We start from the raw sequence: 19,834 nt of genomic DNA on the forward strand, positions 1-19,834 counted from the left end.
GTCACGAGTTCGCGCCCGTGGCGCACGGGTCACCCGTGAGGAACCTCAGGGTCCACCCGTGGACGCGTCGCCGCCCGGCGTCGGCGCGGTGCCCGTGAGGGCGGCGAACGCGTCGAGGTACTCCGCGTCGTAGCGGTGCCCGTGCCCCGCCGGCACCCGGGCGGCGCCGACGAGGTCCCCCGTGGCCTGCCAGAACGACAGCAGGGGGACCCACGGCAGGTCCCGCGTGGGTGTGGGGCGCCACAGCAGGTCCGGGGACCAGGCCCCGACGGGGTCCTCGGGGTGCAGGAGGACGTGGTCGCCGGCTCCGAGGAGGTGGCGCGCAGGTGCCGGGACGCCGACCCAGAGACCTCGCGGGCGGTCGGGGCGTCCGGCCAGCGCCCGCAGGCCGCCCAGAGCCCCGAGGCTCTCCCCCGTGACGACCACGGCCGGGACCCGGCGTCCCTCGGCCCGCCGCCGCCGGACCTCGCCGGTCACGGCGTCGACGAGCGCGCGGGTGGACTCCTGAACAGCGGCCGTCCCCCCCCACGTAGGCGACGAAGCTGGAGGACGCGGCGTACTGCTGGGCGACGACCGCGGTGTCGCCGTCGTGGAGGAACTCCACGGCGGCCGGCGCCGCCGGGTTCACCCAGCCGGTGCCGGTGGGAACGGCGACGAGGAGCAGCGAGCGGTCGAAACCCCCTTCGCGCACGAGGTCGGCGACGGCCCGCTGCGCGCGGCCCCGGGCCGTGGGCGCCGCGTCCAGCCCGGCGTACACGCGGACCGGTTGCACCGCAGGGCGTCCGGTAGCGGCTTCGATGCGCGCCGCGGTCGGGGTCGCGGCCAGGAACTGCGCCCCCTTCAGCCCGGACGGGACAGCTGCGAGGTGCACGGCCGCACCCGCCCCGAGCACGACGGCGATCAGCGCGGCGAGGACCGCGGTGCGGCGGCGGACGCGCCGCAGCATGTGCACCACCACCGCGGCCAGCAGCAGGCCCGCCGCCACGGAGGCGCTGTGCTGCAACAGGTCCGGCGCCGGGGCGTGCACGGTGCGGGCGTCTGCGACCTGGCGGTGGAAGCTGACCGCGGTGCTCACCACGAGGAGGGTGAGGGCTCCCGGCAGGAACGGGACGGCGAGCCGGCTCCCGCTCCGCCCCCACCGACCCGCGACCCTCCCCACCAGCACACCCGCCACGTGCCCGTGCAGCGCGGCCACCAGGACGAGGACCGCCTGCACGACGGGATCGCGCGGCAACAGGGACGGCAGAAGCACCACCGCCGCCGCGAGGAGCGCCCCGACCGGCCCGGGTGCGGGCCGGTGCACCCGCGCCCCGCGGACGGCGCGGGGTTCGGCGCGGGGTTCGACGCGGCGTTCGACGCGGGGTTCAGCGCGGGGTTCAGCGCGGGGTGGGGTCTCGAGGACGCTCACCGGGTTCCTCCTGCAACGGGCACGTCACCGAGCGTGCGTCGCGGAGAGGGTCGGGCAGAACCGTGCTGACCCGTTGCGGCGGAGGGGGAACCGGCCCCGTGTGCGGGGGCCGTCCACACCGTGCCAGCACGGTGCGGACGGGGACGGCCAGCACGCTGGGCGGGTGGCCCCGCGGCGGACACGCTCGTGGCCATGACCCTCACGTCCCGGCGTCCCTCCACCGCACTGAGCGACGACGTCCTGCTCACCGCCTACCGCGACCACGTCGAGGACGTCGCCCGCGTCGTGCAGGAGCAGCGCCGACGGCTGGGGACGACGCCGGCCCTGCGGCCCCAGCTCGACGACCTCGAGGCGGAACTGACGTACGCGCTGGTGCGGCACCTGCGGCCGCGGACGGTGCTGGAGATCGGCTGCTACTGGGGGTGGTCGACGACGTGGCTGCTGGCAGCGCTGCGGGACAACGGGTCCGGCCATCTGCACAGCGTCGACCGGGTGCCGCACGTCGAACGGGTCGTGGAGGCGGCCCTGCGTCCGCGGTGGACCTTCCACCGGGCGGACGTGCGCGACCGCACGGCCATGGTCCGGGAGCTGCGCCCGGACCTCGTGTTCGTGGACGCGGCGCACACGCGCGCCTTCGGGCGGTGGGTGACCTCGACCCTCTTCACCGAGGTGCCGCCGGGGACCCCGGTGAGCGTCCACGACGTGTACCGGCACCGCACCACGCTGCCCGTGAGCGAGGGTCGGGTGCTGGAGGACTGGGCCCTGCGCGGCGGGGTCGGTCTGCTGACGGTCGCGCGCGCCCGGGCACCCTGGCTGCGGGCCGCCCTGCACGACCTGCGCCGCGAGGCGGGCATCACCGGGGCCCGCGGGACCGGCCGCGACCCCATGGTGTGGCTCACCCTGCCGGGGGTGCGGCCGCTACCGTCGGGAGCACCGTCGGACCCGTTGGACGAGGTCCGTCCCGACCGGTGAGGAGTGGTGAGCGCCGTGGCCACCGGTCCGACCGGCGCCCGGGCGGGGACGGCCCGCCGCCGGGTGCTGCGCCTCGTGGCGTACCGCCTCGCCTCGATCCCCGTCCTGCTGCTGGCCGTCGGCGTCGTGGGGCTGTTCATCGTCTCGGCCGTGACGTCGGTGACCGTCCTGGGCGTGGTGCTGCTCGTGCTCACGCTGCGGGCCGCCCGGCTCGTCGCCCGCCTCGACACCTGGCTCGTGGCCCAGGTCCTCGGTGAACGGTGGCAGTGGCCGGACGCGGGCCGGCCACCGGTCCGGGGGTGGGCGCGGGTGTGGCGCCTCGTCGGCGACCCCCACGGCTGGTGGGCGGGCGGCTACCTCCTGGTGAAGATCCCGCTGGGTCTGGCCTCGGTGTACCTGCCGGCGTTCGTCGTGGGGACGCTCCTCCTGGACGGCACGGACCCGGCGACGCTGGACGCCGGGGCGGTGGCGTCCCGGGTGGTCGTCCTGCTGCTGGCGTTCGCCCTCGGGGCCGGGCTGACGGTCCTCGAACTGCGGACCGGCCGGGCCCTGGCGGGGGTCGCCCGTCGCCAGGTCGGCCGCGCGGCGCTGCTGGAGACCCAGCGGGCGGACCTCCTCGCCGAGGCCGCCGCGGGTCGTCGCCGCCTCGAACGGGACCTGCACGACGGGACCCAGGCCCGGCTCACGGCGCTCGTCCTGACCCTCGACCTGGCCCGCAACGCCCCCGGCCTGACACCCGCCTCGGCCGCGGCGGGGCTGGTCGACGAGGCCCACGCCGCCACGCTGACGACGATCGAGGAACTGCGCACCATCGTCCACGGTGTGCGGCCCCCCGCACTGCACGACGGCCTCGGGGCGGCCCTGCGCGAACTCGTCGGAACCGCCGGGGGCGGGGTGGAGCTCGAGATCGGCGAACCGTTCGAGGAACCCGACGACACGGTCGGGCTCATCGCCTACTACTGCGTCGCCGAACTCCTCACCAACGCGCGCCGGCACGCCGGCGCGACCCGCACCCGGGTCCGGGCCCGCACCCAGGACGGGGTGCTGCAGGTGCAGGTGCGCGACGACGGCCGCGGGGGCGCCCACGCTGGGCGCGGCAGCGGAATGCGCGGGCTGCGGGACCGCGTCGCCACCGTCGACGGCACGATGGTCGTCGACAGCCCGCAGGCCCGGGGCACGACGGTGGACGTCGTGCTGCCCGTGCGGGTGGGACGAGCGGTGCACGACGCCGGGAGGAGGTCGCCGTGACCGAGGACACCGAGCCGCGAGGTCTCGCCGTCGCCGTCGTGGAGGACAGCGGGGTCGTGCGCGACGGCCTCGTCCGGTTGCTCACGGCCCACGGGCACCGGGTCGTGCTGTCGGACCCGGAACCCGCCGGCCTCGTGGAGGCGGTCGTCGCCGGGACGGTCCACGTCGCCCTCCTCGACGTGCGGATGCCGCCGTCGTTCACCGACGAGGGCGTGCAGGCGGCCCTCGACTGCCGGACGGCCGTCCCCGACTTCCCCGTGCTGCTGTTCTCGCAGTACGTCGAGTGGCGCACCACCCAGCGGCTGCTGCAGGCCTCCAGCACCGGGGTGGGCTACCTGCTGAAGGACCGCGTGGCGGACACCCGCGAGTTCGTGCGCTCCCTGGAGCAGGTCGCGGCGGGCGGGACGGTCATCGACCCCAGCGTCATCCAGCTGCTCGTGGGTCGCCGTCCGGCCGACGGTTCACCCCTGGCCCGGCTCGGCGACCGCGAGCTCGAGGTGCTGCAGCGGATGGCGCAGGGGGCGACGAACATCGCCATCGCGCGGACCCTCGGCATCGCGGAACGGTCGGTGGAGAAGCACATCGCGAACGTGTTCACGAAGCTGCAGCTGGAACCGTCCCGCACCGAGCACCGCCGGGTGCTGGCCGTCCTCACCTACCTCGCGGAGCAGTGACCTCCCGACGCAACCGGGTCGCGAGGTGCACCTTCTCGCCGTCCCGGCTGCGCACGGCGCTGCTCCACCCGTCGGCCTCGCGGCGCGCGACGTGCCGGACGGTCGAGGGCAGGTAAAGGGGGGAGCCGAAGTCCACCTCGTACCGCGCCGCGCCGAGGGCCGGGCCGCCGAGGTCGGCCAGGGCCCGCGAGGCGGTCCACATCCCGTGCGCGATGGCCCGGCGGAACCCGAACGCCCGCGCGGTCAGCGGGGAGACGTGGACGGGGTTCACGTCGCCGCTGACCGCGCCGTAGCGGCGGCCGAGGTCGGCCGGGACGCGCCAGACCGTGCCCTCCCCCGCGGGCGCGTCGAGCCGGGCGGCGTCGCGCGGGATCCCCGGCCAGTCCACGCCCCGTGCGAGGTAGCTGCTCCGCCCCGTCCAGACGGGGGCGCGCTCCCCGGCGACGGTGAGTTCGGTGCGCAGTTCGACGGTCGCCCCGCGGCGGTGCGGGAGCATCCCCACCGCGCGCACGGACAGGTCGAACCGCTCGCCGGCGTGGAGGGCGCGGGTCTGCTCGAACTCCTGCTGCACGTGCAGCACACCGACGACGGAGAACGGGAACGGCTCGCGGACCATGAGGTCCACCTGCAGGCCGAACGCGACGACCTGAGGGAAGGGCAGCGGCACCTCGTCGCGCACCGGGAACCCCGTGAGACGGCAGAACTCCGTCAGCCGGCCGGAGTCGAACCGCTGGTCCCGCAGCACGACCCGGGTGCGGGGGAAGTCCAGCCGCCGCGAGGGGCGGCTCAGCACCGACCGGGCGTAGAGCGCCGGGAAGGACGGCGGCGCGGTGAGTTCGCGGGTGTCCATCACGCCCCCAGCAGGTTCTGGCCGCACACCCGCAGCACCTGGCCGTCGACCCCCGCCGCGTCGGGCTGGGCGAGCCACGCGATCGTCTCGGCCACGTCGACGGGCAGCCCGCCCTGCTGCAGGCTCGACGTGCGGCGCCCGAGTTCGCGCGGGACGGGAGGCATCGCGGCCGTCATCGGCGTCTCGATGAAACCCGGCGCGACGGCGTTGACGGCGAAACCCCGCTCGGACAGCGGGCCGGCGAGCGCCTGGACGAGCCCGATCAGCCCCGCCTTGCTCGTCGAGTAGTTCGTCTGCCCCTTCGCCCCCGCGATGCCGTTCATCGACGACAGGCACACGAACCGCGCCCCCGGTGCCAGGGCGCCGGGGTGGTCCAGGAGGGCGGTGGTGAGGCGGATCGGCGCGCCGAGGTTGACGGCGAGGACGGAACCCCACGCGGCCTCGTCGAGGTTCACGAACGACCGGTCGCGCGTGATGCCGGCGTTGTGCACGACGACGTCGGCGCCCTCGAACCGGTCGGCGAGGTGCTCGGCGAGGGTCCGCGGCGCACTGTCGGCCGTGACGTCCAGGTGCAGCGTGGAACCGCCGACGCGGTTCGCGACGGCCGCAAGCTTCTCCCCCGACGCGGCGATGTCGACGCAGACGACGTGGTGCCCCGTGCGGGCCAGCACCTCGGCGGTCGCGGCGCCGATGCCTTGCGCCGCACCGGTGACGACGGCGACGCGCTGGTCCCGCACGGGCCGCGGCTCACCGGGGCCGACGACGAGCGGCTGCCCGTCGACGTAGGCGGAGCGGGCCGAGCAGAAGAACTGCACCGCGCTGCGCAGGGACGTCGTCGCGCCGTCGGCGACGCGCAGGAGGTTCACGGTCGTGCCGCCGCGGGCCTCCTTGCCGAGGCTGCGGACGAAACCCTCCAGACCCTGCTGGACGGCGCGCGCCTCGGGGTCCTCCACGTCCGCCGGCACCGCGGACAGCACGAGGACGCGGCCCCGCGTGCGCTTGAACTCCGGCGCGGTGGCCAGGAGTTCGCCGAGCTGGTCCACCGTCCGCAGTCCGGACGCGTCGACGACGAGCGCGCCCAGGTTCCCGGTGCCCGCGTCGAGGCTCGCTCCGGCGGCCCGCAACGTCTCGCGGACGGTGTCGACGTGGCGGGCCCCGCTCAGGCCCGTGACGAGGGCGGGTCCGGTCAGCAGGTCCTGGCCCTCCTCGTACCGGCGCAACCGCGGCGGGCGGGGCAGGCCGGTGCGGGCGGCGAGGAACCTGCCCGGTCCGGTGCGGACGAAGGTGCCGTAGGGGTCGCCCGCCGGCGCGCCGGCCATCAGGCCTCCACCAGCGCGACGATGCCCTGACCGCCTGCGGCGCAGACGGAGATGAGCGCCTTGCCGCCGCCGCGCTCGTGCAGCAGCTTCGCCGTCGTCGCCAGCAGGCGGGCCCCGGTCGCCGCGAACGGGTGGCCGGTCGCCAGCGAGGACCCGGCGACGTTGAGCTTCTCGCGCGGGACGGTGCCCAGGCCCTTGCCCTCCCACGCGGAGAGCGTCGCGAGGACCGTCGAGGCGAACGCCTCGTGCACCTCGACGAGGTCGAGGTCGGCCAGCGTCAGTCCGTGCCGTGCGAGCAGCCGCGGGGCCGCCTCGACGGGCGCGGTGAGCAACCCCTCGCCGTGGACGTGGTCCACGGCCGCGGTCTCGGCGTCGTCGAGGTGGGCCAGGACCGGCAGGCGGCGTTGCGCGGCCCACTCGTCCGAGGCCAGCAGGACGGCGGCGGCCCCGTCGGTGAGCGGCGTCGAGTTCCCCGCCGTCATCGTCGCCTCGCCGTCGAGGTCGCGCCCGAACACCGGTTTCAGCGCGGCCAGCTTCTCCAGCGTGGTGTCGGGCCGCAGCAGGTCGTCCCGGCGCACTCCGAGGTAGGGCGTCAGCAGGTCGTCGAAGAAGCCACGCTCGTAGGCGGCGGCGAGGTTGCGGTGGCTGGCGAGGGCCAGTTCGTCCTGGGCCACGCGGCTCACGCCGGACGCCAGGGCGGTGCGGGCCGCGTGCTCACCCATGGACAACCCCGTCCGCGCCTCGGCGTTGCGGGGCGGCAGCGGGCGCAGCTGGCCCGGGCGCAGCTTCGAGACGGCCGCCAGCCGCTGGCCGACCGTGCGGGCCCGGGACAGCTCCAGCAGCACGTGGCGCAGGCCGTCGTCGACGGCGATGGGTGCATCGCTCGCGGAGTCGGTCCCGCCGGCGATGCCCGCCTCGATCTGTCCGAGGGCGATCTTGTTGGCGACCAGGACGGCCGTCTCCAGACCCGTCGCGCAGGCCTGCTGCACGTCGTAGGTCGGGGTGGCCGGGTCCAGCGCGGTGGACAGGACGGCCTCGCGCGTGAGGTTGAGGTCGCGGCTGTGCTTCAGGACGGCACCCGCCACGACCTCCCCGAGGCGTTCGCCGGCCAGGCCGTAGCGGGCGACGAGGCCGTCGAGCGCGGCCACGAGGAGGTCCTGCGCCGAGACGTGGGCGTACCGCCGTCCGGCGCGGACGAACGGTGTGCGGTTGCCTCCGACGATCGCGGCTCTGCGTGTCACGTGGTCCCCCGTGCGGTCCGAGTGGGCGAAGTTCTCCGAAGTTAACAGGTACTCGGGGTACCCGATACCCGTCGTCCGAGGTACCTTCGAGGAGTGGAGGTCATCGAGGACGGCACCGCCGTCGCACCCGCCGCGACCGAGGACGGACGCCGGACCCGTTGGGCCGAGCACCGCCGTCGTCGCCGCGAGGAACTCGTGACCGCCGCCCTGCGCGCCATCACGGCCAAGGGGGCCGGGGTGGGCATGGACGAGGTCGCCGCCGTGGCCGGCACCAGCAAGACCGTCCTCTACCGCCACTTCGCGGACAAGGAGGACCTCTACCTCGCCGTCGCCGAACGGGTGAACGCGCGCATCCTGCGCGAACTGGCCCAGGCCGTCGACAGCGCGAGCGACCCCCGCGACGGCCTCGTCGCGATCATCGGCGCCTACGTGCGCCTGGTCGAGGCCGACCCGGAGGTCTACCGGTTCGTCGTCTCGCACCCGTTCCTCGAACGTCCCCTCACGACCGACCCCGTCCAGCGGATCTCGGGCACCATCGCCGCCGAGACCGCCCGCACCATCACCGCGCACCTGCGGGTGGGCGGCGCCCGCGGAGCATCCGCGGACGTCCTGGCGCACGGGATCATCGCGATGATCCGCACCGCCGCGGACCGGTGGATCTCCAGCCCCGACCGCGTCTCCGCCGACACGCTCGTCTCCGATCTCACGCAACTCGCCTGGGGCGGCCTGCAGGCCGTCCTGACCCCGGAGGAGGTTCAGTGACCACCGTCGAACTGCCCGCAGGAACTCCCGTCGAGGCCCCCGCCGAGACGAGCGCTGCCGCCGCCGCGCCGAGCGTACCGGTGGACACCGACGTCCTGCGCCGCGTCCTGGACGGCCGCTTCGCCGACGTGAAGGAGCAGTTCCGCGCCGAGGCGCCGGACCACCTCTTCAGCGCGTCCTACGACCTGAGCACCTCCGAGCACCGCGACGTGACACGGGCCCGCCTGCGCACGCTCGCCGAGCTCGGCGGGCACGAACTCGGGTTCTCCTCGCGCTGGGGCGGCGGGGACAGCCCGGGCGGGCAGGTCGCCCAGTTCGAGATGCTGGGCTTCGGCGACGCCTCGCTCATGATCAAGTCCGGCGTCCAGTGGGGGCTGTTCGGCGGCGCCGTGCAGGCCCTGGGCACCGAGCGCCACCACGCCGAACTCCTCGGCCCGCTGCTGCGGCTGGAACTCGTCGGCTGCTTCGGCATGACCGAGTCGGGGCACGGCTCGGACGTGTCCTCGATCGGGACGACGGCCACGTACGACCCCGCCACGCAGGAGTTCGTGGTGAACACCCCGGACGAGCTGTCCCGCAAGGACTACATCGGCGGAGCGGCCGAGGACGCCGAGGTCGCCGTCGTGTTCGCGCAGCTCGTGACCGGCGGGGAGGGCCGCGGGGTCCACGCGTTCGTCGTCCCGCTGCGCCGGGACGGCGTCGACCTGCCGGGGATCTGGCGGGGCGACGACGGCCGCAAGATGGGCCTGAACGGCGTCGACAACGGACGGCTCGCCTTCGACCACGTCCGCATCCCGCGCGAGGCGCTGCTGAACCGCTACGCCGACGTCGCCGAGGACGGGACGTACTCCTCCCCCATCGCCAGCGCCAACGCGCGGTTCTTCACGATGCTCGGCGCGCTGGTGAAGGGCCGCGTCAGCGTCTCCGGGGGCGCGCAGTCGCAGACGAAGGTCGCCCTGGAGATCGCGCTGCGGTACGGCGCCGAGCGCAAGCAGTTCAAGCGCCCGGGCGGGTCCGACGAGGTCACGGTGCTGGACTACCTGGCCCACCAGCGTCGGCTGCTGATCCCCCTCGCCACGACGTACGCGCTGTCGTTCGCCCAGGACGAGCTCATGGGCGAGATGGACGACCTGCTCCGCGTGCAACTCACCGGCGGCGAGGCCGACTCCGCGCGCCAGCGCGCCTTCGAGGCCCACGCGGCCGCGCTCAAGGTCGCGTCGACCTGGCACGCGACGCGGACGATCCAGACGTGCCGCGAGGCGTGCGGTGGCAACGGGTACCTCGCGGACTCCCGGCTGCCGCTGCTCAAGGCGGACACCGACGTGTTCACCACCTTCGAGGGGGACAACACCGTCCTGCTGCAGCTCGTGGCCAAGGGCCTGCTGACGAGCTACGCCCAGCAGTTCTCCGACCTCGACACCCTCGGCATGGCGCGGTTCGCGACGCGGGACTTCATCTCCACCTACGCCGGGCGCAGCCCCGCGGCCTCGCTCGTGGCCGACGTCGTCGAGGCCGGCCGGATCCCCGACGACCTGCACGACCGCGCCTGGCAGATCCGCATGCTGGCCGAGCGGGAACGCCACGTCGTGGAGTCGCTGGCCAAGCGCATGCGCAAGGCCCGCAGCAAGCCCGAGGCCGAGCGCTTCGCCGCCATCGACGACCTGCAGGACCACCTGCTGCTCGCCGGTCGCGCCCACACCGACCGCATCGTCGCCGAGGCGTTCGCCGCCGCCATCGCGCGGTGCGAGGACCCGGCCGTCGCGGCCCTGCTCGCCGACGTGTGCGACCTGCACGTCCTGGGGCTGCTGGAGGCCGACAAGGGCTGGTACCTCGAGCACCGCCGCATGACGACGCTGCGCGCCAAGGCCATCACGAGCGCCGTCAACGCGCTGTGCCGCAAGCTCCGTCCCCGCACCGAGGAACTCCTCGCCGGGTTCGGCACTCCGCGGCACTGGCTGGGGTCGCGCCTCGTCGGCTGAGCCCTGCGGATCGGCATCCGTGTGCGGGATGTCTGCACCCCGACGCCCGGAACGACGCTGCACCGGCGTGTCAGGCCTCAGCGTGCAGACATCCCGTCCGCGTCCCGAGACCGCGGGGACGTAGCCTGCCGGGATGCACGGTGAGTACAAGGTTCCGGGCGGCAAGCTCGTCGTCGTCGACCTCGACGTCCGGGACGGCCGGCTCGCCGACGTCCAGCTGAGCGGGGACTTCTTCCTCGAACCCGACGACGCCCTCGAGGCGATCGACGCGGCCCTCACCGGGTTGCCCGCGGACGCCGACGCGGCGGACGTCGCGGGCCGCGTCCGCTCGGCCCTCCCCCGCGACGCGGTGCTCCTCGGGTTCACCCCCGAGGCCGTCGCCACGACCGTCCGACGCGCGGTCGGCGGGGCCACGGGCTGGCTCGACCACGACTGGCAGTTCGTCCACACCGGTCCGCAGTCGCCGTTGACGCACATGGCCCTCGACGAGGTGCTGACGAGGGAGGTGGCCGCCGGCCGGCGCGGTCCGACGCTGCGGGTGTGGGAGTGGGCGAGCCGGGCGGTCGTGCTCGGCAGCTTCCAGTCCGTCGTCAACGAGGTGGACCGCGAGGCCGCCGACCGGTTCGACGTGGAGGTGGTGCGCCGCATCTCCGGCGGCGGGGCGATGTTCGTCGAACCCGGCAACACCATCACGTACTCGCTCTACGCCCCCGGCTCGCTCGTCGAGGGTCTGAGCTTCACCGAGTCCTACGCGTTCCTCGACGACTGGGTGCTCGTCGCCCTCGGCGACCTCGGCGTGAAGGCCTGGTACCAGCCGATCAACGACATCACGACCGACCAGGGCAAGATCGCCGGCGCCGCGCAGAAGCGGCTCGGCGACGGCACCGTCCTGCACCACGTGACGATGTCCTACGACATCGACGCCGCGAAGATGGTGCAGGTCCTGCGGATCGGCCGCGAGAAGCTGTCGGGCAAGGGCTTGGCCAGCGCCGCCAAGCGCGTCGACCCCCTGCGCCGACAGACGGGTCTGCCGCGCGAGGAGGTCATCGACTCGATGGTCGCGACGTTCCGCCGCCAGTACGGCCTCACCGACGCGCCGTTGACCGACGCCGAGCTCGCCGCGGCCGACGAGCTCGTGCGGACGAAGTTCGCGACGCCGGAGTGGATCGGCCGCGTCCCCTGACGGCTACCTCGCGACGGTGAACTCCGTCCCCGTCAACGCCCGCAGGGACTCCACGTCCTCCCCGTCGGCGAGGTCCACGAGCACCAGCCCGTCCGGGGTCACGTCGAACACGGCCCGGTCGGTGATGACGCGGTCAACGACGCCCTGACCCGTCAGCGGCAGGTCGCACTCCTGAACCAGCTTGAGCGACCCGTCGCGGGCGACGTGCTCCATGACGACGACCACGTGCGGGGTCCCGGCGACGAGGTCCATGGCCCCGCCCATGCCCTTGACCATCTTCCCCGGCACCTGCCAGTTCGCGAGGTCCCCGCACGCGGACACCTGCAGTGCGCCCAGCACCGCCACCGCGACGTGACCGCCGCGGATCATCCCGAAGCTCGTCGCGGAGTCGAAGACGCTGCCGCCCGGCAGGATCGTCACGGTCTGCTTGCCCGCGTTGACGAGGTCGGCGTCCTCCTCCCCCTCGTAGGGGTACGGCCCCATCCCGAGGAGACCGTTCTCGCTCTGCAGCACCACGTGCACCCCGGGCGGCAGGTGGTTCGCCACGAGGGTCGGGATGCCGATGCCGAGGTTCACGTGGTCGCCGTCGCGCAGTTCCGCGGCGGCGCGGGCGGCCATCTCGTCGCGCGACCAGGTCACACGCCCACCTCCTCGCGCGGGCGCACCGTGCGCTGTTCCACAGGCCGGTCCCGGTCGGTCCGCACCACGGACGTCACGAAGACCCCCGGGGTGTGGACGTCGTCAGGGTGCAGGAACTCACCCTCGTCCAGGACGTGCTCGGCCTCGACGACCGCGACCGGGGCGGCGGTCGCGACGAGGGGGTTGAAGTTCCGGGCCGTGAGCCGGTACCGCAGGTTCCCGGCCCGGTCGGCCGTCGCGGCGTGCACCAGGGCGAGGTCGGCGACGATCCCACGCTCCTGCAGGTAGGTCCGTCCGTCGAACTCCGCCGTCGCCTTGCCCTCGGCGACCGGCGTCCCGACACCCGTGGGGGTGTAGAACGCGGGGATGCCGGCGCCGCCCGCGCGCAACCGTTCCGCGAGCGTGCCCTGCGGCACGAACTCCACGTCGAGGTCACCGTCGAGGAACCGCCGGGCGAAGAGCTTGTTCTCCCCCACGTAGGAGGCGAGGACCTTCGTCACCTGGTCGTTCTCCAACAGGACGCCGAGCCCCTGACCGTCGACCCCCATGTTGTTCGACACGATCGTCAGACCACGGACCCCGGAGTCGCGCACGGCGTCCACCAAGGCGAACGGCACACCGCACAACCCGAAGCCCCCTACCGCGATCGTCATGCCGTCGCGCAGGACACCGGCCAGCGCCTGCGCAGGACTTCCCAGCACCGTGCTCACGAGGCCACCCTCCCGCCGCGTTCCCGCTGCCGCGACCGGGCCCGCGCCGGGGGGACGACCGGCACGTGCGCCAGGTCCTTGCCGGCGACGACGCGGTTCTCGACGCTGCCGATGCCCTCGACGTCGAGCCGGACGACGTTGCCCGGCCGCAGCGGCGGCGGGTCCTCCCGTCCCCGCCGGCCCCACAGCTCCGCCAGACAGCCCCCGTTGCCGCAGGTCCCCGACCCCAGGACGTCCCCGGGGCGGACCCACGTCCCGCGCGAGGCGTAGGCGATCAGCTCCTCGAACGTCCAGCCCGCGTTCGACAACAGGTCGTGCCCCACGCGCTCCCCGTCGACCGACGCCTCCAGCCGCAGCGCGAGGAACCCGTCGTCGTCACGGAACTCCTCGAGCTCGTCGGGCGTGACGATCCACGGGCCGAGCGTCGTCGCCGAGTCCTTGCCCTTGGCCGGGCCGAGGTTGACCTTCATCTCCCGCCGTTGCAGGTCCCGGGCCGACCAGTCGTTGAAGACGGTGTAGCCGAAGACGTGGTCGGCGGCGTGCCGAGGGTCGACGTCCTGGCCGGGCGCCCCCACGACGACCGCGACCTCGAGCTCGAAGTCGAGCGCCCCGCACCCCGGAGGGACGGGCACGTCGTCGTGCGCCCCGATCAGGCCGTGGGGATTCGTGAAGTAGAACGCCGGCGCCTCGTACCACTCGGCGACGACCCCGCCCTCGCCGTCGATGCTGCGCCGGACTCCCTCGACGTGCTCCTCGAACGCCACGAAGTCGCGGACGGCCAGGGGCGTGACGGGGGGCAGCAACCGCACGGACGACACCGGGACGGCGTCGCTGGACCGCAGCGCCCAGTCGGTCGCCTCGCGAGCCGCACCGCGCGGCGCGCCGGCGAGGTCGACGACGGTCGTCGTGCCGCGCAACGCGTGCAGCACCTCCGCACCGGGTTCCCCCGCGACGGCGGCGGTGACCTCCTGGCCCTGGACCAGGGCTCGTGCGAACCTCACGCCGGCACCTCCACGAGGGAGGAGATCCGGCGTAGCAGACCCGGGACGTCAGCCTGCTCGCGCGGGGTCCGGTCGAGCATCCAGCGCCCGATCTGGACCGACGCCTCGACGACCTGGCGCGCCCGGTCCCGCCGCCGGTCGGCGTAGCGGACGAGGACGTCCTCGTCCCACCCCGACGTCCCGAGGAGCAGGTCGGCCAGGACGGCGGAGTCTTCGAGCGCCTGCGCGGCACCCTGGGCGATGGTGGGCGGGCAGGAGTGCACGGCGTCCCCGACGAGCACGACGCGCCCCTGGTGCCACGGACCCTCGACGAGGTGCGTCTCGAAGCGCGTGTAGTTCACGGGCGTGTCAGCGGACAGGCTTTCCCGCAACGCGTCCCACGGGCCGTGGTAGGCCGCCGCGAGCCCGCGCACGACCTCGACCTGCTCCGCCGGGGTCAGCCCGGACCGGTCCTGCACGTCCTCCACGAGGTAGGCGTACACGGAGTCCGGGCCGGTCGGGCAGTACCCCGCGATGTGGCAGGGGCCGCCGTAGGTGAGGTCGGTGCGGACGACGTCCGCGGGGCGCGGCAGGCTCACCCGCCAGATCCCCATGCCCGTCCCCTCGGGTTCGGCGTCGATCCCGACGGTACGGCGCGTCCACGAGCGGATGCCGTCGGCGCCCACGACGAGGTCGTAGCGACGGGTCGAGGCGTCGGAGAACGTCACGTCGACACCGTCGGCGTCCTGGTCCAGCCCCGTGGCCGCGACGCCGAGCCGCACCTTCGCCCCGGCCTCGGCGGCGAGGTCGAGCAGGATGCCCGCCAGGGCGGGGCGCGACATGCCGAGCGTCGCGGGCAGGTCGGGACCGCCCGTGCGGACGTCCGGCACCTCGGCCAGGAGGGTCCCGTGGGCGTCGGGGGCGCGCAGCCCGAGGGAGTCGAAGGCGAACCCCTGGGCCGACACCTGCGGCCAGGCGCCCAGGTCGCGCAGCACGCGCAGGGCGTTGCCCTGCAGGGTGATGCCGGACCCGGTGTCCGTGGTGCCCGGTCGGGCCTCGACCACGTCCACCTCGACGCCGGCCCGGGCCAGCAAGATCGCCGCCGCACAGCCGGCGACGCCGGCCCCCACGACGAGGACGGAACGAACGGCGGGCGTCATCGCCCCACCTCCAGAGGATCGTCGGACTACTTCAGGGCCATCGGGTTGAGGGGTGCACCGACCGCCCCCGTCACGGGCAGCGGGGCGGCGACGAGCAGGAACTCGTGGATCCCGTCCGCGGCGCAGTCCGCGGCGAGCTCTTCCAGCGCCCACATCTCCCCGACGAACAACCCCATGTTGGGGATGACCACCTGGTGCAGGGGCTGGAACGCCACGTCGAACTCGTTGGGGCGGACCTCGAAACCCCACGTGTCGGTCGCGACGGCCGCCACGTCGTGGGAGTGCAGCCAGTCGGCGGTCGCGAACGACATCCCGGGCGCGGCGCCCCCCGCGTAGTCGCCCCACCCCTCGCGCAGCACCCGCCCGTACTGACCCGTGCGGACGAGGAGCAGGTCACCCGGTCCCACCTCGACCCCCTGCGCGGCACAGGTGGCGTCGAGGTGCTCGGGCAGGATCGCGAAACCGTCGGGCAGTTCCCCGCCCGTGCCCGCCGGGTCGTCGCCGAACACCCGTCCGACGTCGAGCAGCACCCCCCGTCCGGCGAAGTCCGCCGCGACGGTCTCGATGCCCGTCACCCCGTCGCCGAGGGACGTGACGACCTCCCCGGCCCGCCGGCCGTTCCAGGCGTGGCCGTGGTCGAAGATGTGCCCGAGGCCGTCCCACTGCGTCGAGCACTGCAGCGGCATGGCGACGACGTCGTCCGCGCCGCCGATGCCGTGCGGGAACCCCTGGACCCCCGCCTCTGCGTCGGTCCCGGTGTCCAGCATGGTGTGAACGGGGTTGGTCCTGCGGCGCCAGCCCTTCTGCGGCCCGTCCATCGAGAACTGCTGGGCCAGGGAGAACACCCGTCCCCGCCGGACGAGCGCGGCCGCGGCGCGGCGGTGCTCGTCCGTGACGAGGTTCAGCGTCCCCTTCACGTCGTCGGGGCCCCAGCGACCCCAGTTCGAGACACGCGCGACGGTCGCCGCCACGGCCCCTTCGGGGTCGGTGCGGTCGAGGGTGACGGGTTCGGCCGTCACGAGGCGTGCCCGTCGAGATGGCCGTCGGGGTGCCCACCGAGACGTTCGGCGACCCAGTCGGCGATGAGGTCGGTGGCGACCGACCCGTTGTCCACGCTGGAGTGCGCCGTGCCGCCCGTGCGGTCGGTGAAGACGACGAGTTCGCGGTACGGGGAGTTCACGAGCTGCTCGTACGTGCGGTGCGCGTACTGCAGCGGGATCTGCCGGTCGTGCTCGCCGTGGGTGACGAGGAACGGCACCCGGATCTTCTCCACGACCCCGTCGAGGTGCATCCGCTCGGCGACCTCGAAGAAGTCGTCGAGGTCCTTCGTCCCGAAGACCCACTGCACGTGGTCCCAGTAGTGGGGAACGGGGCGTTCGCCCTCGCGGTCGCGGCGGGCCTTCTGCACCGCACGCCAGTCGTGGTTCGCACCCCACGCCACGCCGAGGGCGAAGCGGGGCTCGCAGGCAACGGCCCGCGGCGCGTAGTACCCGCCGAGGGACACGCCGAGCAGGCCGATGCGGTCGGCGTCGACGTCGTCGCGGGCGGCGAGGAACTCGTACACCGGCGTGGCCCAGCGCTCGGACTCCGGGACGGCGTGCAGGTCGTGCAACCGCAGCGCCTCCCCCGTGCCCGGCTGGTCCAGGGCCAGGGAGGAGATGCCGCGGGCGGCGAGCTTGGCGCCCGGTCCCGTGCGGAAGAGCATCTCCTTGGTCGAGTCCAGGCCGTTGACCATGACGAGCAGGGGTTTGGGCCCGTCACCGGGCGCCCGGGTCAGGATGCCCGAGAGGACGGCCCCCTCGTAGGGGATCTCGACGCGTTCGGCGTTCTCCTGCGCCAGTTCCACCCCGCGGTCGAAGGTGCGCCGGAACTTGGCGTAGAGCGCGACGCGCGGGGCGTACCCGGCGGCCTGCATGCGCTCACCGGTGAGGAAGTAGGTCGCCGCGCGCCCCAGCTTCTCCCCCGCCGACAGGAGTCGGCCGGCGGCCTCGTCCTCGGCGGCCAGTCCGACGAGGGTGTCGCCCTGCGCCTCCCAGCCGGCCATGAGGTCGGCCGTCCCGGCGTCCTCGCCGCGGGCGGCGGCCTCCAGCAACGGTCGGCAGACGCGGTCGACCTCGCCGATGCGCGCCCCCATCTCCATGGCGAGGTTGACCGAGAGGTTCCAGACGTAGTTCCCGGGGAAGTGCTGGAACACGACGCCCCCTCAGCCCTGGCCCTGGAGGGCGTACGGGTTGAGCAGCGCGTCCTCGGTGCCCGGCAGGACGCCCTCCTCCGTGGCGGTGGGGTGGCCGGGGTCCGGCGGGAACGACTCCGTCATCGACATCGGCATGGCGCCGTTGCGGTAGATGCTGTTCGAGCCCAGCGACGGCTTCCAGGCGTTCGGCTCCCAGTCGGGCACGTAGTTGCGGTAGCCGCCGGTGTTGAGCTCGACGCGCATGCCCCCGGGTTCGCGGAAGTACAGGAACGTCTGCTCGCCCACGCCGTGGATGGAGGGGCCGTACTCGATGTCGACGCCGTTCTCCATGAGGACGTCGGCGGCGACGAGGAGTTCCTGGTGGCTGTCGGTCCAGAACGCGATGTGGTTGACCCGACCGCCGAGCTGGGAGGAGTCGAGCACGCAGCCGAGGTCGTGGGACTTCTCGTTCGTCGTGAGCACGCCGAACACGGTCACGGGGGCGTGGTCGAGCTCGGTGAAGGCCATGGTGCGGAACCCGAGGACCTCGGAGTACCAGGCGGCGAAACCCCTGACGTCGGTGGCCGCGACCGTGACGTGGTCGAGGAACCGGGGGGCGGCCGCGTGCGAGGAACGCTTCTCGGGGCGGTCCGGGAAGACCGAGCGCAGCTCGGCCGGCGCCGAGTGCTTCGGCACGTCCCAGTAGACCTCCATGGTGTGCCCGTAGGGACCGGTGAACCGGAACGAGCGGCCGTGGCCCTGCCGCTTGTCGGACCACGAGCCCTCGACACCCTTGGCGGCCACGCGACGCGCGACCTCCTCCACCGCGTCCTCGCTCGTGGTGCGCCACGCCATCGTCAGCAGGGCCGGCTGCTCGCCCGGCGTCACCACGAGGCTGTACGGGTAGTAGTCGCCCCAGCAACGCAGGTAGACGCTGCCCTCGTCGTCGCGGTGGACCTCACGCAGACCGAAACCCTTCTCGAAGAAGGCGACCGACGCCTCCACGTCGGGCGAGGAGATCTCCAGGTGGGCGAGGTGGGCCAGCAGGTTCGTCATCGAACGGTCCTCTCGGTCGGTCTGCTCCGGGTGTCGGGCCGGATCGTCGGGTGGGGTGGCGGCGCGGGAACCGGGGGCCGTCCCGGAGGCGCTGCGCCGCAGCCTGCGAGAACTCTCCGCCCACCCGCCGCATCAGGGAAGAGCGAGTTGGCGATACCTGGCATCACCCTTGTCGATGACCGGCACGGAGGAGCACCGCCGCCAGGACGATCGAGAGGGCGGCGACGACCCCCAGGGCCGCCGACAACCCCCCGAGGGCCCCCGTCAGGGCCAGGACGAGCAGCGGGCACACGAACTCCCCGGCGAACAGCGCCGACGTCCACCACCCCGTGACCCGGCCGCGCTGGTCGGTGGCGGTGCCGCCGAGGGCCCACGTCAGCAGGGCCGGGAGCAGCAGCCCCGTTCCCGCCGAGGCCACCGCGGCCCCGGCGAGCAGCACGGGGACCGACGCCGCCAGGGCCACCACCACGAGCCCGACCCCGGCGAGGCCGAAGGCCACGGGCAGCAGCGATCCCGCGCCGCGGCGCACCAACCGGGTGAAGGACGCGGCCCCGAGGCAGGTGGCGACCGCGGCGGCGGCGCTCACCCCGCCGATCGTGGCGGTCGACTCGACCCCCAGGCGGTCGAGCGCGAACGACAGCTCGACGATCGGCGTGTAGAACACCACCCCTCCGACGAGCGTCACCAGGAGCGGTGTGCGCAGGGCTCGCCGGTGCAGGCGTGGCAGCGGACCGGACTGCACGGCAACGGGTTCGCGCAGCAGGACGGGGACGAGGACCGCACCGACGACGCCCACGGCGTACAGCCAGAACGGCGTGCGCCAGTGGTGGGCCGCGAGGGCGCCGCCGGCCGCGATGAAGACCACCGCGGACAAGCTCGTCGCGATCGTCTGCAGGCCGAAGTACCTGTGCCGCCGCTGCCCCTCGAACAGGTCCCCGAGGAGTGTCGTGCAGCACGTCATGATCCCGGCCTCGGCGATGCCGACGAGCGCGCGGCTCACCACGATCGCCGGCAGCGAGTCCAGCCACAGCGGCGCCGTGCCGACGAGCGCGTAGAGGACGAGGGAACCGGTCAGCACGCGCACGCGGCCGATCCGGTCGACGACCCGGCCCGCGGCGGGGGCGAGGAGGGCGATGGCCAGGGCCGGGACCGTCAGGGTGAGCGGCACGAGGGCGTCCACCCCCGGCTGTCCCGCGAACGCGCGGGCGATGCTGGGCTGGACGGGGGCGATGAGGACCGCCCCGAGCACCGACAGCGTGCTGAGCGCGACGAGGAGGGTGGCCTGCGGGACGCCGGCGCGCAGCGGGCCGGCCGGCCGGGACGACGGGGACGCCTGCGCGGACTGCGGGTCCGGCTGCGGGACGGGGTGGGAGAGGGATGCGGACACGGGACCTCCTCGGGACACCTGCTCCGTCGCAGGCGGGTACCGCGAGTTTCAGCGAGGTCCGGCACCCCAGCACAGCGCCAATCGCTGAGGCCC

Annotated in this window: 18 protein-coding genes and 1 pseudogene; 6 read left to right on the top strand and 13 right to left on the bottom strand. The window is 74.1% G+C overall.

The window, feature by feature from the left end; genetic code table 11:
* Positions 1 to 45: 45 nt before the first annotated feature.
* Positions 46 to 477 (bottom strand): alpha/beta-hydrolase family protein, encoded by a 432-nt coding sequence (locus AB1207_RS02540; RefSeq protein WP_367636224.1) that lies wholly within the window; start codon positions 475 to 477, stop codon positions 46 to 48.
* Positions 478 to 535: 58 nt separating this feature from the next.
* Positions 536 to 1,408 (bottom strand): annotated as a pseudogene (locus AB1207_RS02545) (alpha/beta-hydrolase family protein); the annotation flags it as partial.
* Positions 1,409 to 1,600: 192 nt separating this feature from the next.
* Here AB1207_RS02545 and AB1207_RS02550 point away from each other — a divergent pair.
* From AB1207_RS02550 to AB1207_RS02560, 3 genes are read left to right on the top strand one after another with little or no spacing between them, the layout of a single operon-like run.
* Positions 1,601 to 2,380, top strand: a complete 780-nt coding sequence (locus tag AB1207_RS02550) for a class I SAM-dependent methyltransferase (RefSeq protein WP_367636225.1) — start codon at positions 1,601 to 1,603, stop codon at positions 2,378 to 2,380.
* Between the two features lie 15 nt (positions 2,381 to 2,395).
* Positions 2,396 to 3,628, top strand: a complete 1,233-nt coding sequence (locus AB1207_RS02555; RefSeq protein ID WP_367636226.1) for a sensor histidine kinase — start codon at positions 2,396 to 2,398, stop codon at positions 3,626 to 3,628.
* Positions 3,625 to 4,302 carry a LuxR C-terminal-related transcriptional regulator gene (locus tag AB1207_RS02560; RefSeq protein WP_367636227.1) on the top strand — a complete coding sequence of 226 codons (678 nt, stop codon included), beginning with the start codon at positions 3,625 to 3,627 and terminating at the stop codon, positions 4,300 to 4,302. The genes AB1207_RS02555 and AB1207_RS02560 overlap by 4 nt, the downstream gene beginning before the upstream one ends.
* On the opposite strand, the gene AB1207_RS02565 is transcribed toward AB1207_RS02560, so the two are convergent.
* The 3 genes from AB1207_RS02565 to AB1207_RS02575 are packed head-to-tail and all read right to left on the bottom strand — an operon-like array spanning position 4,280 to position 7,712.
* Positions 4,280 to 5,152, bottom strand: a complete 873-nt coding sequence (locus AB1207_RS02565; protein WP_367636515.1) for a MaoC family dehydratase — start codon at positions 5,150 to 5,152, stop codon at positions 4,280 to 4,282. The two genes, AB1207_RS02560 and AB1207_RS02565, sit on opposite strands and share 23 nt — an antisense overlap.
* Positions 5,152 to 6,471, bottom strand: coding sequence for a 3-oxoacyl-ACP reductase (locus AB1207_RS02570; protein WP_367636228.1), 1,320 nt, complete (start codon positions 6,469 to 6,471; stop codon positions 5,152 to 5,154). Before AB1207_RS02570 ends, AB1207_RS02565 begins: the two co-directional genes overlap by 1 nt.
* Entirely contained in the window at positions 6,471 to 7,712 is a 1,242-nt protein-coding gene (locus AB1207_RS02575) for an acetyl-CoA C-acetyltransferase (RefSeq protein ID WP_367636229.1), read from the bottom strand. The genes AB1207_RS02570 and AB1207_RS02575 overlap by 1 nt, the downstream gene beginning before the upstream one ends.
* A 93-nt stretch (positions 7,713 to 7,805) precedes the next feature.
* Here AB1207_RS02575 and AB1207_RS02580 point away from each other — a divergent pair, with 93 nt between their 5' ends.
* From AB1207_RS02580 to lplAB, 3 genes are all read left to right on the top strand, one after another.
* Entirely contained in the window at positions 7,806 to 8,474 is a 669-nt protein-coding gene (locus tag AB1207_RS02580) for a TetR/AcrR family transcriptional regulator (protein ID WP_367636230.1), read from the top strand.
* A complete protein-coding gene (locus tag AB1207_RS02585; protein WP_367636231.1) occupies positions 8,471 to 10,453 on the top strand; it encodes an acyl-CoA dehydrogenase family protein in 1,983 nt (660 codons plus the stop codon). Before AB1207_RS02580 ends, AB1207_RS02585 begins: the two co-directional genes overlap by 4 nt.
* Positions 10,454 to 10,586: 133 nt before the next feature.
* Positions 10,587 to 11,636 (top strand): lipoate-protein ligase LplAB, encoded by a 1,050-nt coding sequence (gene lplAB, locus AB1207_RS02590; RefSeq protein WP_367636232.1) that lies wholly within the window; start codon positions 10,587 to 10,589, stop codon positions 11,634 to 11,636.
* A 3-nt stretch (positions 11,637 to 11,639) separates the two neighbouring features.
* Here lplAB and AB1207_RS02595 read toward each other — a convergent pair whose 3' ends face one another.
* The 8 genes from AB1207_RS02595 to AB1207_RS02630 form a co-directional block, all read right to left on the bottom strand.
* The gene (locus AB1207_RS02595; RefSeq protein WP_367636233.1) at positions 11,640 to 12,275 is read right to left on the bottom strand and encodes a CoA transferase subunit B; all 636 of its coding nucleotides are present in this window, start codon (positions 12,273 to 12,275) and stop codon (positions 11,640 to 11,642) included.
* On the bottom strand, positions 12,272 to 12,985 hold the full coding sequence (locus tag AB1207_RS02600; RefSeq protein WP_367636234.1) for a CoA transferase subunit A: 714 nt from the start codon (positions 12,983 to 12,985) through the stop codon (positions 12,272 to 12,274). The genes AB1207_RS02595 and AB1207_RS02600 overlap by 4 nt, the downstream gene beginning before the upstream one ends.
* On the bottom strand, positions 12,982 to 13,986 hold the full coding sequence (locus AB1207_RS02605) for a fumarylacetoacetate hydrolase family protein (RefSeq protein ID WP_367636235.1): 1,005 nt from the start codon (positions 13,984 to 13,986) through the stop codon (positions 12,982 to 12,984). Before AB1207_RS02605 ends, AB1207_RS02600 begins: the two co-directional genes overlap by 4 nt.
* Positions 13,983 to 15,125 carry an FAD-dependent monooxygenase gene (locus AB1207_RS02610; RefSeq protein WP_367636236.1) on the bottom strand — a complete coding sequence of 381 codons (1,143 nt, stop codon included), beginning with the start codon at positions 15,123 to 15,125 and terminating at the stop codon, positions 13,983 to 13,985. Before AB1207_RS02610 ends, AB1207_RS02605 begins: the two co-directional genes overlap by 4 nt.
* Positions 15,126 to 15,151: 26 nt before the next feature.
* Positions 15,152 to 16,144: a cyclase family protein gene (locus AB1207_RS02615; protein ID WP_367636237.1), complete on the bottom strand. Its 993-nt coding sequence runs from the start codon at positions 16,142 to 16,144 to the stop codon at positions 15,152 to 15,154.
* Positions 16,141 to 17,319, bottom strand: a complete 1,179-nt coding sequence (locus AB1207_RS02620) for an alpha/beta hydrolase family protein (RefSeq protein WP_367636238.1) — start codon at positions 17,317 to 17,319, stop codon at positions 16,141 to 16,143. The genes AB1207_RS02615 and AB1207_RS02620 overlap by 4 nt, the downstream gene beginning before the upstream one ends.
* Before the next feature lie 9 nt (positions 17,320 to 17,328).
* The gene (locus tag AB1207_RS02625; protein WP_367636239.1) at positions 17,329 to 18,354 is read right to left on the bottom strand and encodes a VOC family protein; all 1,026 of its coding nucleotides are present in this window, start codon (positions 18,352 to 18,354) and stop codon (positions 17,329 to 17,331) included.
* A 163-nt stretch (positions 18,355 to 18,517) separates the two neighbouring features.
* Positions 18,518 to 19,741 carry an MFS transporter gene (locus AB1207_RS02630; RefSeq protein WP_367636240.1) on the bottom strand — a complete coding sequence of 408 codons (1,224 nt, stop codon included), beginning with the start codon at positions 19,739 to 19,741 and terminating at the stop codon, positions 18,518 to 18,520.
* Positions 19,742 to 19,834 lie beyond the last annotated feature (93 nt).

Origin of the sequence: Kineococcus endophyticus (assembly GCF_040796495.1) — a bacterium.
Taxonomy (GTDB): Bacteria; Actinomycetota; Actinomycetes; order Actinomycetales; family Kineococcaceae; genus Kineococcus; species Kineococcus endophyticus.

Bases quoted from the DNA above. Each gene is read 5' to 3' on its own strand.
- AB1207_RS02550 (WP_367636225.1), top strand. From the start codon at position 1,601: ATGACCCTCACGTCCCGGCGTCCCTCCACCGCACTGAGCGACGACGTC.
- AB1207_RS02565 (WP_367636515.1), bottom strand. From the start codon at position 5,152: ATGGACACCCGCGAACTCACCGCGCCGCCGTCCTTCCCGGCGCTCTAC.
- AB1207_RS02570 (WP_367636228.1), bottom strand. From the start codon at position 6,471: ATGGCCGGCGCGCCGGCGGGCGACCCCTACGGCACCTTCGTCCGCACC.
- lplAB (WP_367636232.1), top strand. From the start codon at position 10,587: ATGCACGGTGAGTACAAGGTTCCGGGCGGCAAGCTCGTCGTCGTCGAC.
- AB1207_RS02610 (WP_367636236.1), bottom strand. From the start codon at position 15,125: ATGACGCCCGCCGTTCGTTCCGTCCTCGTCGTGGGGGCCGGCGTCGCC.
- AB1207_RS02625 (WP_367636239.1), bottom strand. From the start codon at position 18,354: ATGACGAACCTGCTGGCCCACCTCGCCCACCTGGAGATCTCCTCGCCC.